This is a genomic window from Kitasatospora sp. NPDC086791 (assembly GCF_040685975.1).
In the GTDB taxonomy this organism is placed as follows: Bacteria; Actinomycetota; Actinomycetes; order Streptomycetales; family Streptomycetaceae; genus Kitasatospora.
In genome coordinates this window covers 197,471-214,417 of record NZ_JBFBOC010000010.1, presented here as the reverse complement: position 1 = coordinate 214,417, position 16,947 = coordinate 197,471, and the positions used below count along the sequence as shown (strand labels likewise).

The following is a 16,947-nucleotide window of genomic DNA, read 5'->3' as shown; positions in this document are numbered from 1 at the left end:
CGCCCCCCGCACCGGGGAGCACGGCGGCCCGCCGCGTTGCGTCCGCTCTCGGGCGCGGCAGGGCCACGGCCACGGGCTGGGCTGCCCGTGCCCGTTTCCGTTCCCGCTACGGCTTCGGCGTCGTCGGTGCGGGGGTCGCGACCGTGCCCGGCGCACCGCCCGGCTGCACCGGCTGCGCGGGCTGCTGCCCCGGCTGGCCGGCCGGGGGCTGCGGCTGGGCCGGCGGGGTCACCGCGTACAGCTCGACCCCCCACAGCGAGTAGCCGTACTTGGTCGCCCGCGCCACGCCCTGGACCCGGACGAACCGGACGCCGGGCGCGTCGAAGCGCACCGTCTCGTCGCCGCCCTTGCCGTTGTCCACCGTCGCCGCGTCGGTCCAGGAGTTCCCGTCCGCCGAGACCTGGATCTTGTACGAGGCGGCGTACGCGGTCTGCCAGTGCAGCACCGCCGCGCCCAGCCGGGTCGCCTGCGGCAGCTCCAGCCGCACCCAGGCGTCGTCCTTGGCCGGCGAGGACCAGCGGGTCTTCGGATCGCCGTCGGTGACCGCCGAGGCCGGGAAGCCCGCCGCCTCGTCGCCCGAGGAGGTGGCCTTGGCGCCGAGCGCCAGGTCGGCGCCACTGGTCGGCGGCACCACGTGCACCTGGAGCACCTGCTTGACGGTGGTCGTCCCGGCCACGAACTGCACCGGCACCTGGTACGTCCCGGACGGCGTGCCCGGCGCGGCGCCGACCAGCAGCGGCACGCCCACCCGGCCGCCGCGCGGCACGGTCACCGGCCCGGCCGGGGTCACGGTCAGGCCCTTGGCGGCGGCCGGCACCTCGGCGCGCAGCTCGCCGGTGGTGCCCTCGGGGCGTCCGGCCTCCACGGTGGCCCGGGTCTGGGCGGGCGCGGGCGCGCCGGTCACCACGTCCAGGGCCGGGTCGGACAGGCTGAGCCGGGCCGCCGGGGCGTCCGCGTACCAGGGGATCACCTGGTTGACCACCGGCGGGTCGCCGCCGGGCTTCCAGGTCATCCGGAACGCGTCGGCCAGCTGCCCGCCGGCCGGCAGCTCGTTGTAGCCGGGCTGCACGGTGCCGATGTCCGCCCAGGTGCCGTCGGCGCGGCGCACCGCGACGGTGGCGGTGGCGCGCACGCCCGGGTCGGTCAGCACGGTGAGCCGGTCCAGCGGCCGGGCGGCGCCGAGCTCGACGGTGAGCGGCTCGTCCTGCGCGGTCGGGGACTTGGCGGCCCGGTACGCGGTGTCCGGGTTGCCGTCCAGCACGGCGGCGGCGGAGGAGCCGGGCAGCGCGTCCGGCCCGCCGGTGACGCTCGCCGGGGCCTCGTCCGGGGCGGTGACGGTGAACTCGCGCACCGCGACGGCGGTCTTCTGCGCGGCGGTGGCCCGCAGCCGCACCGCCCGGACGACGGTGCCCGGCGGGAGCTGGGCGCTGACCGTCTTCTGGTTCTTGACGACGGCGAGCTGCTTCCAGCCGCCCGCGCCGGTGGAGTACTCCAGCACGCCGTCGCGGATGTAGTCGTCCACGGCGGTCCGGGCGTCCGCGCCGTTGCCCCAGCTGCCCATCAGCACGGTCACGCCGCTGACCGGCCGGCCCGCGCCGAGGTCCAGGCCGACCGCGTCGCCGGGCTGCGGGGGAGCGGAGCTCCAGTAGAAGGTGTCCGCCACACCGTCGGCCATCAGCCCGGGCAGGTGGTCCTGCGCGGTGCCCATGGTGGTGGTCGGGGTGACCCCGCCGCTGACCACGCCCGCCCAGTTGTCGGCGGCCCGCACGGCGCGCGTGAGGAAGGGGCCGAGCACCCCGGCGCCGATGGTGGCCGGGGCCCGGTCGAGCAGCTCGCGCAGCCGGTTGAGCTCCACCCGGGCCTTCCAGGCCGCCGCGCCGTCGCCGCCGTGCTGGGCCAGCAGCATGTTCAGGGCGGCCTGCCCGGCCAGCCCGTAGTCGCGCAGCGGGCCCAGCCAGGGCGCGGCCTCGGCGGCCAGCTGGGCGGTGGCCGGGGTGCCGGCCAGGGTCTGCTGGGCGGTGGCCATCGCGGCGAAGGACTCCCGCAGCGGGCCGGCGGCCTCGATCAGCTTGGCGAGGTCGGGGGCCACACCGGAGGTCGGTTCGGCGACGGCCCAGAAGCGGTCGAGCAGCGGCGCCAGGTACCCGGACTCCTGCTTGGACAGCGGCGAGGAGATGCTGTTGCCGGCCAGCGCGGTGACCGCGGGCAGGGCCGCCCCGGCGGGCGTCGCACCGGCGCCGGTCGGCCCGGCCAGCGAGCGCACGGCCGCCTGCCAGGACTCGTCCGGCTGGTAGCCGACCGGGTTCCAGGCGAAGTCGCCGGCCGTGGCGAGGGCTATCCGGGAGGCCACCGGCTGCTGCATCGCGCCGGTCAGCATCACCGCCGAGCGGGTGGCCACGCCCGGGTCGCGCCCGGTGTAGGCGCCGAGGAAGAGCCGGTCCGGGCTGGCGTCGTTGACCGGGTAGTTGTCCATGGTGAGCAGCGGGTGGCCGTACAGGTCGGCGGTGTCGGAGGCCTGCGCGGCGGTGATCTTCTCCGGGATCACCCCGACCCCGCTCCAGGCCACCTGCACGCCCTCCGGCAGCGCCGCGGCCAGCGCCTTGCGGTACGGTGTGGCGCCCTGCTGGTGGTACTCGGTCGGGACGACGGACAGCGGTGCCAGGCCCGGGTTCCTGGCGATCAGCCGGTCCTGCACCTTCTTCACCAGCTCGGCCTGCGCCTTGGCGGCCGCGGCGGGCCCGGTGCCGTACTCGTCGCGGTCGTCGTCGCAGTGCCACTCGTCGTAGCTGACGTCCAGGAACTGCAGCTGGAAGGCGGTGAAGCCGATCTTGCGCAGCCCGTCCAGCTTGGCCACCAGCGCGTCCACGTCCTTGCCGGAGCTGAAGCAGAGGGACTGCCCGGGGTCGATCGCGTAGCCGAGCGTGACGTGGTCGCGCCGGGCCCGGCCGGCCAGCTCGCGCAGCTCGTCCGCCTGCGCGGCCGGGTAGGCGTCGCGCCAGCGGGAGAGCCGGTACGGGTCGTCACCGGGGGCGTAGAGGTAGAAGTTCTGCTTCGAGCGGCCGAGGAAGTCGACCTGGTCCAGCCGCTGCTGCGCGGTCCACGGGGTGCCGTAGAACGCCTCGGCGGTGCCGCGCACCGGCGCGCCGCTCGGCCAGTCCCGCAGCGTGATCCCGGGCAGGCCGAGCCCGTTCGCGCCCGCCGCCTGGCCCTGCCCGGCCGGTACGGCGGCCAGCAGCTGGCGCAGGCTCTGCGCGGCGTAGAAGGTCCCGGTGGCGTCCACGCCCGCCAGCACCACGGCGCCGTAGGTCCCGCCGCCCTGGGCGGGCAGTTGACCGACCGACAGCACGTACCCGCCGGCCGGCAGGTTCGCGGTCGAGGGCGCGGTGCCCTCCTTGCCGCCGGCCGCGGCGGTCAGCTGCCGCAGCACCCGGTCCACCTCGCCGTCGGCGCCCTCGGCGGGCCCGCCGACGTACACCACGAGCGAGCCGGCCGCCGGCGTCCCGCCGTTCGGCTGCGGGGTCACGTCGGTGGTGCCGGCGACGGTCAGCACCTCGCGGACGGCCAGCACCGCGCCGATGTCCGCCTTGGGCGAGGTCACCAGCGTCACGGCGGTCGGCACCACGACCGCCTTGCCCGCCACCGTCTGCTCCTGCGGCCGCGGGAACACCTGAGGGTCGGTCACGCTCCCCAGCGGCGTCTGCGGCGCGGTGCTCACCACGTCCGGCCCCGGCGTCGCCGCGTACGCCGCCGAGGGCATCGGCCCGGCCAGCAGCCCGCCGACCACCGCCGCGGCCGCGACTCCGGCCGCGATCTGCATCGCCCGCCGGCCCGGCCGCCCGGCCGCCCGCTCCGCGCGCACCGACGCCAACAGCGGCTCGGTCCCCTTGAGGTCGGCGATCAGCCGGTCCGCCGTCCTCGGCGCCAACTGACGGCACGTCCGCGCGGTGGCCCGCCGCGCCACCAGCGCCGCCGGGTGCTGCAGCACCTCCCGCAACGCCGGACTCTGCTCCAACTGCGACCGCAGCCGCCGCCCGGCCGCGACGGACACTCGGGCTTGCACAGGAGCCTCCTCGCCAGGCCGGAACCACATCGCCGCCACCCCACCAGCTACCCAACCCGGTGTCAACGCCGGTGACGGCTATGACCGTTTTGCCGAGTTCGATCATATGTCCGACCATCCGATCAGCCCCCCGACGCCCCCGTCCCGAGCCCCCCGGACACCGCCGCCCACACCCCTCCACCGCAGGTCGGAGCCGGTCCGTGATGATTCCGTGACGATTCCACGGATGCCCTGAACGACCGTCATCACAGCCACCCCGTACCGCCGCCCCGTCCGCCCGGCCGCCGGCCGCCCGAAAGCCCCGGGCCCGCCCCGCCGATCGACGGAGCGGGCCCGGGCACCTGCTCGGGGCGCGGGTGTCAGGAACGCGGCGGAGCGGGCGGCACGGCCGTCCGCAGCGCCGGAACGCCCCACTGCTCGTTCGCCCCGTAGGTGCAGTCCCACAGGTCGAGCCGGGCGCCGTTGGTCGCCTTCCACTCCGGAAGGTCGAGGCACCGGCCCGAGACCGGGTGGTACAGCACGTCGTTCGCGAACGGCACCCACGTCTGCGCCGCGGTGCCGTCACAGGTGCGGTACTCCAGCGGAGTGCCGTTCCCGGTGCCGGAGTTCAGCGGCGCCACGCACCCGCCGAGGACGCGGAGGGTGCCGTCGTTGCCGAGCGACAGCTGCTGTGAGGGCCCGCCGTGGCAGCCGTAGAGCTGGATCGCGGTGCCGTCGGCGGTGCCCGCGCCGGTGTCGTCGACGCACATGTCGCCGTTGACGGCCGAGCGGACGACGCCGGTGGCGCCCGGCGCGGTGGGCGCCACCGCGAAGGGGTAGACGGCGGTGCTGCTGATGCCGCCGTCGAAGCTCGGGCTCGGCTTGGACTGGTACCGGTAGCGGCCGAGTTCGAACGGCCCCGAGGGCGGCGGGCTGGTGCTCGCCCGGTGGACGGCGGTCCCGGCGAGGACGCCGTCGACGTACAGCGCCATCAGGCCCGTGTTCGCGTTGTAGGAGGCGGTCAGCCGAGTCCAGACACCGGGACGGGTCTGCGCACTGGCGTTCGCCACGCGGGTGAAGTCGTACGACCAGTTGTCGTCGTCCCCGTACGCCAGGGCGAAGTTCCAGTTCTGCCCGGGGCCGTCGGTGTAGAGCATGAAGTTGCTGCCGTGGACGGTCTCCTGGCTGGCGACCACGCCGCCGCCCTGGCCCGCCTTGGCCCAGGTGGAGACGGTGAAGCTCTTGCGGGTGTCGACCACCGGACCGGACATGGTCACGTTCGAGCCCGCGCCGGGGCTGAAGGCGCCCACGGTGACGGCCCGGCCGTCCACGGTGTCCCCGACCCAGCCGACGCCCGAGGCCGTACCGCCGGTGCGCTTCTGCCCGTCGCCGACGGTGTTGCCGCCGTCGGGCGCGGCCAGCCAGTTGCCGATCGGGTGGTCGAGGCTGCCGAGCGCGACCGGGCTCGCCTCCAAGCCGGTCACCGTCGGGCCGCTGGTGACGTCGGGCGCCTTGGTGCCGACGCCGGCCCAGGCGACCAGCTGGTTGTCGGTGTCGACGGCCCACAGGTCCGGGACGCCGTCGCCGGTCACGTCGCCGCTGGAGCCGACCTTCGGGTACAGCTTGGCGTCGACGCCGTTGGCCAGCCAGCCCTTGGTGGGGTCGGCGAAGCCGGATGCGTCGAAGGCCCCCGGGGTGCTGCCCTTGAGCAACTGGTAGGCGTGGATGGTGCCGTCGCCCTTTGACCGGCCCCAGACGGTGGGGATGTTCGTGCCCTTGGTCGGGCCAGGGGTGATCAGGTCGTAGTAGTCCCAGGCCTGGTCCTGTGAGAGCAGGATGTTCGCTCCGTCGAGCCTCCCGACGTTCGAGGACAGCGCGAGCCAGAGCCGGCCCTTCTCGACGTAGAGCAGCGATGACCGCGGCAGACCGGCCGTGGTTGTCCCCGGCTTCCGGGGAGTGTCGCCCGTGGGTGATCCGAACGCGGCGATCTGGGTCACCGAGGACCAGTCGCCACCGTTCCCGTAGTCCGAACACGTGATCGGAGTCCCGTCGGGAAGCCCGCAACGGCTCGACTTCGCCAGGGGGATCGAGGCCCGGCCGTCCAGGTGGGCGGCGATGTCGTCATTGGAGTAGAGGTACAACTCGGCGGCGCCGGGAGCATGTGCGACCAGGTCATCCACGTTCCGATCGGTGAACGAACCCCGGTGGGTGATCTGGACGGTGCTCCAGTCCTGGTTGCCCGCCGCTCCGGGCGCCGAGGCGGGCTTGGTGTTCGGAGCCGCGTACGGGTCGGCGTTCGCTCCCACCAGGCGCAGGGAGCCGGTGCCGTCCGGCAGGAGGACGTCGCCCTTCCGGTCGCCGTCGATGTCGCCCATGACCGGGTCGCCGGCGGCGGGGTTGCCCGGCACGAAGTAGGTGTACGCGACCGGCTGCGACATGTTGCCGGCGTTGTCCTGGGTCTGCAGGTAGAGGAAGTTGGTCCCCCAGTGCCAGGGCGTGTAGTTCAGCTGGAAGCTGCCGTCACCGTTCATCTTGACGACGTTTCCGCCGTCGGTGCAGTTCCATCCGGTGGCCGCGGCCTGGACGGGGTCCGTGGTCCACCGGGCGCAGGCCAGGCCGGAGGAGCGGCCGCCGCCGGCCGGGGCCGGATCGGTGCCGGTCAGGGTGAAGACGCCCTCCTGGCCGACGAGCTTCGGGTGCCCGCCGAGGGTGCCCGACTCGGGGAAGTCCGTCGAGGTGATCCGGGCGGTCGGCGGGGTGCGGTCGATGCGCAGGAAGCACATCGGGGAGTTCCCGCTGCGGAGCGTGCCGTCCTCGGTGACGGCGTACCAGCCGTACTGGTGTCCGTCGATCAACGAACCGACGCTCACGTTCCTGCGACCGGAACTCGCCGCCCAGTTGGTGTCGGAGGTCTTCGAGGAACCGTTGTCGTCGTCGTCCCAGATCTTGAACGTGGTCCAGAGCTGCTCTCCGGTCGGCGACCAGGTGTCGACGCTCAGGTTGATGTCGGTGTTGATCCCGACCCAGCCAGGGTTGTCCCACGGGTTGCCGGTCCCCGGGGTCTGGCACGGGCTGTACGCGGCGTCACGGGCGAAACCGGGGGTCGGACTGGTGGCGGGGCTGCCGATGGAGGGTGCGAAGTCATAGGTGACGACGATGTGCGGGCTCTTGTCGAACCGCTGGTGGTAGTACTTGTTGGACTCGTCGTCGGGGGCGAACATGAAGGTCCACCCGCCCCAGTGCTCGCTCGCCGCCTGGGTCATCTGGGCGAGGACGTCGAACTCCTTGCCGCCCGCCCCCTGGATCCGGTTCAGGCCGACCTTGGCGCAGTTCGAGAGCTGCGGGCAGGGCTGGGCGTTCCAGCGCGTCCACTGGTTGATCGGGTTGTTGTTGCCCGAACCGGTCGAGTAGAGGCCCATCGGTGTGGGCGTCGAGGGGCTGGACGACTCGGCGACGGTGGCGTAGAGCTTGGCGCTCAGCACGGCCGAGTCCCAGAACACCGTGTTCAGGCCGACCTGGAAGTAAGCGCGCTCCTTGCCTTCCTTCACACAGCGGTTGTTGGTGTCGATGTAGCCGCAGTAGCCGGATCCCGGCTTGTCCTGGCCGTACTGGGTGCCGTTGTACTCCGGGGTCTCGGGGTAGGCCGACTGCACCTGGGCCCAGGCCTGGGTGCCGTTGTCGGCGCTGGGGTTCCAGCCCGGGTCGAGGTACCAGGGGCCGGTGCCCTGCGCGAGGACCGAGGCGTCCGGCACCAGGTCGATGCCGCCGCCGCTGACGGTCGTGGCGATGGGTGCGGTCCGGGCGCCGGGGCCGGGAGCTTTGCTGTCGGATCCGACCGCGGTCGTGCCGCCGTCCGCCGCCGGTGCTGCCGCGGACTTGGCCGCCTCGGGCTGAGCCGCCGCAGCGGGGGCGCCCGCCGTGGTGGAGTCCCACATCAGCGGCGCCGGAGCGGTGAAGCGGGCCTTGCCGGCGGCGTCCTCGGCCGTCAGGTTGCCGTTGGCGTCCGCCTTGACGATCAGCCCGTCGGTGGCGGTGTCGAGGTGCAGCTTCTTGATCTTCGGATCGGCGGCCGCCTGCGCGGTGCGGACGATCAGCACCTGCCGCCATCCGCCCGCGGAGGTGGCGCTCAGCTCCAGGTCGACATCCGGCAGGACGGAGCGGTAGAGCGCGCTGCTACCGGTGAGTTCGGGCTTCGGCAGGGTGAACGGTGCCTTGACCGACAGCTTCTTGCCGTCCGCCGTCGTCATGGTGGCCAGCGGGCCGCTGCCCCCGCCCGAGAACGTGAGCGCGGACGGGACGGCGGCCGGTGCGACCGTGCCGTCGGCGTTGGCACGGAGGGTCGCGTCCACGGCGCGCCAGGTGCCGTCGGCGTTCTTGACCCGTTCCGCCACGGGCGAGGAGTCGCTGGTCAGCGTGCCGTTCGGGTTGGCGGTGGTCTGGCTGCTCCCCGTGGTCAACGCATCGACGACGACGGGCTTTCCGGCGCTCTTCGCCTTCGCCTGTGCGGTGCGTATCGCCGCGATCTGCGCCGTGCGGGTATCGGACTGCCCCTTGGCCGGAGGCGGCGGAGGCGTGGGCCAGGAGGTGTCGGCCGGGCCGTGGTTGCGGTCGGCGGATGCCGCCGCCGCGACACCGGGCACCCCGAGCAGACCGGCGCCGAGAGAGAGGACGGCCGTGCAGGCGAGTGGGAGGAGAGCCGCGCCGAATGTCCGAATTCTCTTGCTCCGTGAGGGAGTTGGAGGAGATGGAGGTTTTGGCCTCGACATGAATACCCCGTCGTCGAAGGAGAGGTGAGCGGAAGTCAGCCGCACGCTGCCCGCACACTTGCTTCGCTGTCAAAGCGTTTTGTCGACAGGGTGTCCGAGTTGTCGCGGGAGATCACACATTGCTCTCCGGGTGACCATCCTCACACTGCGTGATCATGAAGTCCTCCTGTTCCGGATAGGTCGTATGCCCCTAGGGTGCCGGAGGTCCGGACCGACAAGGCCGGCCCGATTCGAGCTCCGGTGATCTGTGGGGGGATCAATTGTTTCGTCGCGTCCGCGTGTTCACGCGCCCGCGCTGCCTGAGAGTGGCCGTCGCGGCCGCCCTGGCCGTCTGCATGTCGGTGGTGACGATCCCCTCGGTCGAGGCGGTCACCCACGCGGCCGATCCACCGAAGGTCTGGGTCCCACCGAACACACCGGTGCCGGAGACCCGCCCGGTGAAGGGCACGAACGGCAAGGCCGCCGGTCACCAGCCCGACCCTGGAAAGAAGTGGTCGCCACCGGCCGATGCCAGTCCACCGTCCGGTAGAGCCACCGCGGTCCTGGACGGCGCCGACGCCAAGGCGGCTTCGGCACCGGCCGCATCCGACGCGGCGCCGACGGCTGCGCGCTCGCGGCCGGTCCAGGCGGGCTCCCTGCCGGTCTGGGTCGCCCCGGGCTCCGGCGCGAAGTCCTCCCGAACCGCACCGGCAGCCCCGGCCGAAGGTGGCTCCCCGGCGATCCAGGTCGACCTGGCCGATCAGGGCCGGACCAAGGCCGCCGGAGTGAACGGCGCACTGGTCGCCCTCACCGACACCGGTAGCGGCGCCCAGGCCGGCCGGATCCAGGTCGGGATCGACGTCCAGGCCTGGGCGAAGAACGCCGGGGCCGACTGGGCCTCGCGGGCCAGGGTCGTCCAGTTGCCCGGTTGCGCGCTGACGACCCCGGGCGCCGAGGACTGCAGGACGCGTACCCCGATGCCGTCCCACCGAGACGAGGCCACCGGTCGGCTGGTGACCGAGGTCGACCTCCCGCAGCCGTCCGCCGGGGCTGCCACGTCCTCCACCTCCGGCGCCTTCGAGGGTCCGGCGGCAGTCGCCCTCACGGTGGCGCTCGCCGTGGAGGCGGACGCCAAGGGCAGCAGCGGCGACTTCACCGCCTCCCCGATCACCCCGTCCGCCTCCTGGCAGGCCGGTGCCAACGCGGGCAACTTCACGTACGGCTACACCGTCGAGCTGCCCTCCGCGCTGGCCGGCCCCGCGCCCGACGTCTCGCTCGGCTACGACTCCTCCGCGGTGGACGGCAGGACGGCCTCCACCAATGCCCAGTCGTCCTGGGTCGGCGAGGGCTGGGCGTGGCAGCCGGGCTCCATCGTCCGCGGCTACAAGGGCTGCAAGGACGCCGGCATCGACAAGTCGGGCGACCAGTGCTGGGGCGGTGATCTGCTCCAGCTCTCGCTCGCGGGCCACGCGGGCCAGCTGGTCAAGGACGGTGAGTCCTGCGACTGGCACCTGCAGGGCGAGGACGGCACCAAGGTCGAGCGGCTGACCGGTCAGAACAACGGCGCCTGGAACGGCGAGGCCTGGCGGATCACCACCGTCGACGGCACCCAGTACTACTTCGGCGCCAACCACCTGCCCGGTGGCGACGGCACCGACCAGGCCAGCAACTCGGTCGCCACCCTGCCGGTCTACTGGCCCGGCGGTCAGGACCCGTGCCTGAAGACCGGTTCCCCGGCCACCGGCTCCTGGAACCAGATGGGCTGGCAGTGGTCGCTGGACTACGTGGTCGACCCGCACCAGAACCTGATCACCTACCGGTACGAGCAGGAGCAGAACTACTACGTCCAGGGCGGTGGCCAGAACAACGGCAAGGGCCCCCGGACCCGGTACCAGCGCGCCGCCTACCCGACCTGGGTGGGTTACGGACAGCGCCTGCCCGACCAGATCGCCGCCAAGGGCAAGGCCAACCCGGCCGCCCAGGTGTGGTTCCGCACCGCCGAGCGCTGCCTGCCGGACAAGGACTTCACCTGCGACCCGTCCCAGCGGACCAAGGCCAACGCCAAACGCTGGCCGGACACCCCGGTCGACCAGAACTGCGACCCGACCGGTGACTGCACCGTGTACTCGCCCACCTTCTGGACCACCAAGCGCCTCACGAAGATCGACACCGAGGTCTGGGACGGCGCCGCGTACCGTTCGGTCGACTCCTTCGCCCTCAACCAGTCCTTCCCGGACCCCGGTGACGGAACCTCGCCGTCGCTCTGGCTGGAGTCGGTCCAGCACACCGGCAGCAACAACCGCACACCGATCACCCTGCCGGCGGTGTCCTTCCAGCCACTGCAGATCGCCAACCGCGTCAAGGGACCGATCGACGGCACCTCGGCCTCGGTCGAGCCGTTCAACCGGCCGCGCATCCAGAAGATCACCACCGAGACCGGCGGTCTGATCGACGTGGTCTACCGGCCCGCCGAGTGTTCGCGCGAGGCCGGCGGGAAGATGCCGGCGTCCGAGGACGGCAACACCATGGCCTGCATGCCGGTCAAGTGGTACCTGCCCGGGCAGAGCGCGCCGGATCCGGTGAACGACTGGTTCAACAAGATCATCGTGCAGACCGTCACCCAGGAGGACTCGGTCGCCGGTGGTCAGCCCGCGGTCGTCACCGACTACGTGTACGGCGGCGGTGCGGCCTGGCACCGCAACGACTCCGAGATGGCCGACGCCAAGAACCGCACCTGGGACCAGTTCCGCGGGTACGCGACGGTCACGACCCTCACCGGCAACGGCAGCGACGCCGAGGGGCCGCGCACCAAGTCGGTCGCCACGTTCCTGCGCGGCATGGACGGTGACGTCCTCAAGAACGGGACCACCCGCCAGGTGTCCGTGACCGACGTCCACGGCGGCACGATCAAGGACGAGAACGCCCTGGTCGGCTTCATCCGGGACTCCGCCACCTACAACGGCGAGAACGGCGAGGTCCTCTCCACCGTGGTCTCCGACCCGTGGATCGGCCCGGTCACGGCCACCCGCAACCAGTCGGGCGGCATGCCGGCCATCACCGCCCGGGCCGTCAACGTCCTCAAGGTGACCAACCGCGACAAGCTGGCCGACGGCTGGCGCACCCGCGAGCGCTCCACCTCCTACGACTCGACACCGTTCGCCCGTCCGCTGACCGTCTACGACAACGGCGATCCGACCCACCCCGAGCAACTGCTCTGCACCTCCTTCGAGTACGCCGCCGGCCCCGGCGGCGCAACCACGCAGCTGGCCTCACGCACCCTGGTTCTCAAGGGCGCCTGCGGTCAGACCGCGACCAAGGACAACACCGTCGCCGACACCCGCTCGTACTTCGACGGCCTGCCCCTCGGCCAGGCCGGCGCCAAGTCCGAGCAGACCTCCACCGAGGCCCTGGAGCGCTACGACGCCGCGGGCAAGCCGGTCTACCGGACCACCGCCCGGGTGAGCTTCGACGCCTACGGCCGCGTCGTCAGCACTGTCGACCCGACCCGCACCGACGCCGGCCACCCGACCGGCGCCGAGACCAGGACCGCGTACTCCCCGGCCACCGGACAACTGCCCACGCAGGTCACCCACACCAACCCGATGGGCTGGCAGACCGTCAGCACCCTGGACGTGGGCCGCGGCTCACCGCTCAAGATCAAGGACGAGAACGGCCGGATCAGCGAGCAGGACTTCGACGCCCTCGGCCGCGCACAGGCCAGTTGGAGCCCGGACAACGACCGGAGCAAGAACCCGAACCGCCCGAACCGCAAGATCTCGTACGCGGTCAACGGCACCAACGCGCCCTCACAGGTACTCAGCCAAGCGCTGATGGGCGATCTGAAGACCTACACCTCCAGCTACACCATCTACGACGGCCTCGGCCGGGTCCGGCAGACGCAGGCCAGCACGCCCTCGGGTGCCACCGGCCGCATGATCACCGACGCGCTGTTCGACTCGCACGGCTGGCAGACCAAGACCAGCGCGGCCTACTACAACGACCAGGCGCAGCCGAGCGGCCAGCTCTTCCTGCCCAACGGCGGTGTCGAACCGGACGGCAAGATCCCCTCCCAGACCGTCCAGAAGTTCGACGGCATGGGCCGGACCACCGACTCGATCTTCCAGTCCTACGGCGTCGAGCAGTGGCGCACCCACACCGACTTCGTCGGCGCCGACGAGGTCCGCACCACCCCGCCGGCCGGTGGCTACGCCTCCGCGACCATCACCGACGCCCGCGGTAACACCGTCGCCCTGCGCCAGTACAAGGGCAACACCCCGACCGGCGCGTACGACGAGACCACCTACGGCTACGCGCCGGACGGCAAGGAGGTCTGGCGCAAGGACGCGGCCGGCAACCAGTGGACGTACGAGTACGACTTGCTGGGCCGGCCGGTGAGGTCCACCGACCCGGACTCGGGCACGGGAACGACGGCGTACGACGACAGCAAGAATCTCGTCACCGCCACTGACTCGCGGGGCAAGAGCGCCACCACGGTCACCGACCTGCTCGGCCGCACCGTCGCGGCCTATGAGGGCACGGCGGTCGACCCGGCCAAGCAGGTCGCCGCGTGGACCTTCGACACCCTCGCCAAGGGCAAGCCGACCTCCTCGACCCGCTACGTCGGCGGTGCGAGCGGGGCCGCGTACACGTCGGAGGTCACCGGCTACGACATCGGGTACCGCGAGACCGGTGCGAAGACGACCATTCCGGCTGTCGAGGGGCAACTCGCCGGCGTCTACCAGACCGACAACGTCTACGACGCCGCAGGCCGCCTCGACAGTACGACGATGCCCGCGGTGGCCGGCATGGGTCGGGAGAAGCTGAGCTTCGCCACCGATATCGTTGGCCAGTTCGTCGGCCTGAGCAGCGTCTTCGGGTTTGACCCGTCGACAACCTACGTGGCCGACGTCCGTTACGACCCGTACGGCCGTCCGTACCGCACCACCGTGGGTGGCGCAGGTGCCCAGGTGGTCGCCACGCTGGACATCGACGACGCCACCGGGCGGGTCACCCGTTCGACCCTGGACAAGCAGACCGCCGAGACCGCCCACGTCGACTCGGTCGACTACACCTACAACCCGCTCGGCCAGGTCACCTCGGCCCGCAACGCGCAGGACGGCGAGAGCGCCGATCTGCAGTGCTTCACCCACGACTACCTCGGCCGGCTGACCCAGGCCTGGACCGACACCGGCACCCAGACCACCAGGCCCCAGCCCAGCGTCCCGGGTGTCGGCGCCTGCGCCAACACCGACGGACCGTCGGTGGACGCCGGCAAGCCGAGCGTCGGCGGACCGGCCCCCTACTGGCAGCAGTACGAGTACGACCTCATCGGCAACCGCACCAAGCTGGTCCAGAAGGACGTCAACGGCGACGCCGGCAAGGACGTCACCACCACCCAGACCTTCGGCACCGGCCCCAACACCCCGTCCACCGACCCGAAGACGGGCGGCGGCACCGGCGGTCCGCACGCGCTGATGAAGTCCACCCGGACCGGCCCGGCCGGTACTGCGGTGACCTCGTACACCTATGACGCCGCGGGCAACACCACCTCCATCACCGACACCCCGGGTACCAGGACGCTGACCTGGAACGCCCAGGGCAAACTCGACCAGATCACCGGCACCAGCCAGAGCGGTGCGACCAGCTACCTGTACGACGTGTCCGGCAACCAGCTGATCCGCCGTGACCCCGGCAAGGTCACTCTCAACCTGGGCGCCGACCAGCTCACCCTGGACACCACCACCAAGGTCGTCACCAACGTCCGTTCCTACGCGGCTCCCGACGGCCTCTCCATCACCCGCACCACCACCAGCGGCACCTCCACGTTCGCCTACCAGGGCGCGGACCCGCACGGCACCAACGGTGTCCAGTTCGACTCGGAGACCCTCGCCCACGTTCGCCGCCCCACCGACCCGTTCGGCAACGAGCGCGGCACCCAGCCCGAGGCGGGCGTCTGGGCCGGAGACAAGGGCTTCGTCGGCGGCACCAAGGAGAAGGCCACCGGCTTCACCCTCCTCGGCGCCCGCGAGTACGACCCCAGGACGGGCCGCTTCATCAGTCCCGACCCCATCACCGACCCGGGCGACCCGCAGCAGTGGAACGCCTACGCGTACGCCAACAACAGCCCCATCAACAAGTCCGACGCCAACGGCCTGCGCCTGGACTGTGACCAGGCCTCCGAGTGCGCCGGCTGGCACACGGACTCCCACGGCGAAACGACCCAGGTCGACGTCGTGGAGAAGCCCACGGCCGACGTGCAGAAGGCCAGGCAGGCCGTGGATGAGGCCGACCACATCGTCCGCGTGAACAAGCGCAAGCGCGACGAACTCGTGAACAAGGTCGTCGACGTCGTCGGCGATCTGATCGGCTACAACGACGCCCGTGACTGCTTCACCAAGGGCGACGTGATGAGCTGCATCAGCACAGCGCTGAACGTGGTGCCGTGGGGGAAGGTCGCCAAGGTTCTCAAGGCCGGTGTCGAGGCCCTCAAGATCTACAAAGAGATCGACAAGATCTACACCGCCATCCGGAGCGGCGAACGCGCAGCCAAGGAAGCCGAAGCCACCCTGGTCGCTGCAACGACAGCCGCAGGCGAGGCCCGCGCGGCCGAAAAGGCAGCAGCCAAGGCGGCAGAGGAAAAAGCCGCAAGAGAATCAGCACCCGATGCGGCCGGAACAGAGCCCAAGGCCGTAGCCAAGGAAGCTGACGATTCGGTTGGCGAAAGTTGCCTGATAGGCCGACCGAACAGCTTCCCGTCCGGGACCAAGGTCCTGATGGGAGACGGCACGCTCAAGTCCATCGAGGACATCCACGAGGGCGACGTCGTCATGGCGACCGACCCTCAAACCGGCGAGACCCACCCCGAGCCGGTCACCGCCACCATCACCACCCCCGACGACAAGGACTTCACCGACCTCACCCTCACCGACGACGCCGGCCCCCGAGGCCCGCCGGCCGCCGACCAGGCGAAGATCACCTCCACCCACCACCACCCCTACTGGAGCGAGACCCGCCGGCAGTGGGTCGACGCCGGCGAACTCACCCCGGGCGAACACCTCCGCCAGCCCGACGGCACCACCCTCACCATCCAGACCGTCCGCAACTACCCCTACGCAGTTACCACTCACAACCTCACCGTCAACCTGCTCCACACGTACTATGTGCTCGCAGGCGCCACGCCGGTCCTCGTTCACAATTGCGGCGACGAAGCCACTGTCCATCTCGCAAACTATCCGGATGGCAGGCAGCATGCTCTGATCACGATTCGTGATGCAGAAGGAGAGTTAAGTACTCACCAGTTTGGTGCTATGAGCCGAAGTGATAATGGTGTCGAGACGTTTGACCCCCGAGACCTTCCGTCCCTCACCTTGAACTTGCGCATCAGCCTGCCCCATGAGGGTCGGGCCAGGATGTTCATTGAAAATGCTCTCTTTAAAACTAGTGAGAGGCGTTGGCCGCCGTACTCGATGCCGGATCAGGGTTGCGTGACCTACTGTGCCCAGGTCTTGCAGGCTGGCGGTCTGCATGGAATTCCGTTGGATAATGACGAGGCGCAGCGCTGGTTGATGGCAAGGCATGGATGACCCGAAAGGAGGATGTGGATGAAAGTGGGCGAAGGTGAATCCTCGGAGGAGGGTAGGTGGATCGTTCCGGACTCACTGCGAGGCCCGGTTCGTCAAGTTCCGACAAATCTGGCTATTCAAATGCTCTCCTGCGAACTCCTTGATCATGAAATAAAGGCACTCTTGGGGGAATTTATTGCAGAGGCGTCTCGCTGTCACTTGAGGCCGATGGAAGCCCCCATGAACTTCGATCGCCAGGCGCGCTTTGGGGGCGTCCTCCGGGAAGCGACTCGAATCGTCTACGAGGGCTGGGAGGATTTTCGGGCGGCCATTGAGAGTGGTGGACGTTCGGAAGACGTCAGGGAAGCCATCCAGGAGAGCCGGGATTCTTTGTTTTCTCGGCTGCAGTCCGCTAATGAGCGGCTGCGGGGTCTTCCGGGTAGTGTGATCTGAGATCTGGTCAATCCTTCGTCACGGTGAGCGGCCCCACCTGTTTTCGGGTGGGGCCGCTCACCGTTTCATTCCTGCGTCCAACGCGGATGGTCGAGCGCCGATCGCGGCGTCGTCGCGAACGCGAGTCGGCGTCGAGTGCTGCTGACCG

The 16,947-nt window shown here is 71.0% G+C and carries 4 protein-coding genes; 2 read left to right on the top strand and 2 right to left on the bottom strand.

The window, feature by feature from the left end:
* Positions 1-106 precede the first annotated feature (106 nt).
* Together AB0Q99_RS16995 and AB0Q99_RS16990 are read right to left on the bottom strand one after the other, a co-directional pair.
* The gene (locus tag AB0Q99_RS16995; RefSeq protein ID WP_363572424.1) at positions 107-4,060 is read right to left on the bottom strand and encodes a beta-N-acetylglucosaminidase domain-containing protein; all 3,954 of its coding nucleotides are present in this window, start codon (positions 4,058-4,060) and stop codon (positions 107-109) included.
* A 359-nt stretch (positions 4,061-4,419) separates the two neighbouring features.
* On the bottom strand, positions 4,420-8,496 hold the full coding sequence (locus AB0Q99_RS16990) for a ricin-type beta-trefoil lectin domain protein (protein ID WP_363572422.1): 4,077 nt from the start codon (positions 8,494-8,496) through the stop codon (positions 4,420-4,422).
* A 587-nt stretch (positions 8,497-9,083) separates the two neighbouring features.
* Here AB0Q99_RS16990 and AB0Q99_RS16985 point away from each other — a divergent pair.
* Both AB0Q99_RS16985 and AB0Q99_RS16980 read left to right on the top strand, forming a co-directional pair.
* On the top strand, positions 9,084-16,367 hold the full coding sequence (locus AB0Q99_RS16985; protein ID WP_363572420.1) for an RHS repeat-associated core domain-containing protein: 7,284 nt from the start codon (positions 9,084-9,086) through the stop codon (positions 16,365-16,367).
* Between the two features lie 18 nt (positions 16,368-16,385).
* Complete coding sequence (locus AB0Q99_RS16980; protein ID WP_363572418.1) at positions 16,386-16,799, top strand: hypothetical protein; 414 nt, start codon at positions 16,386-16,388, stop codon at positions 16,797-16,799.
* The last annotated feature ends 148 nt before the right edge of the window (positions 16,800-16,947 follow it).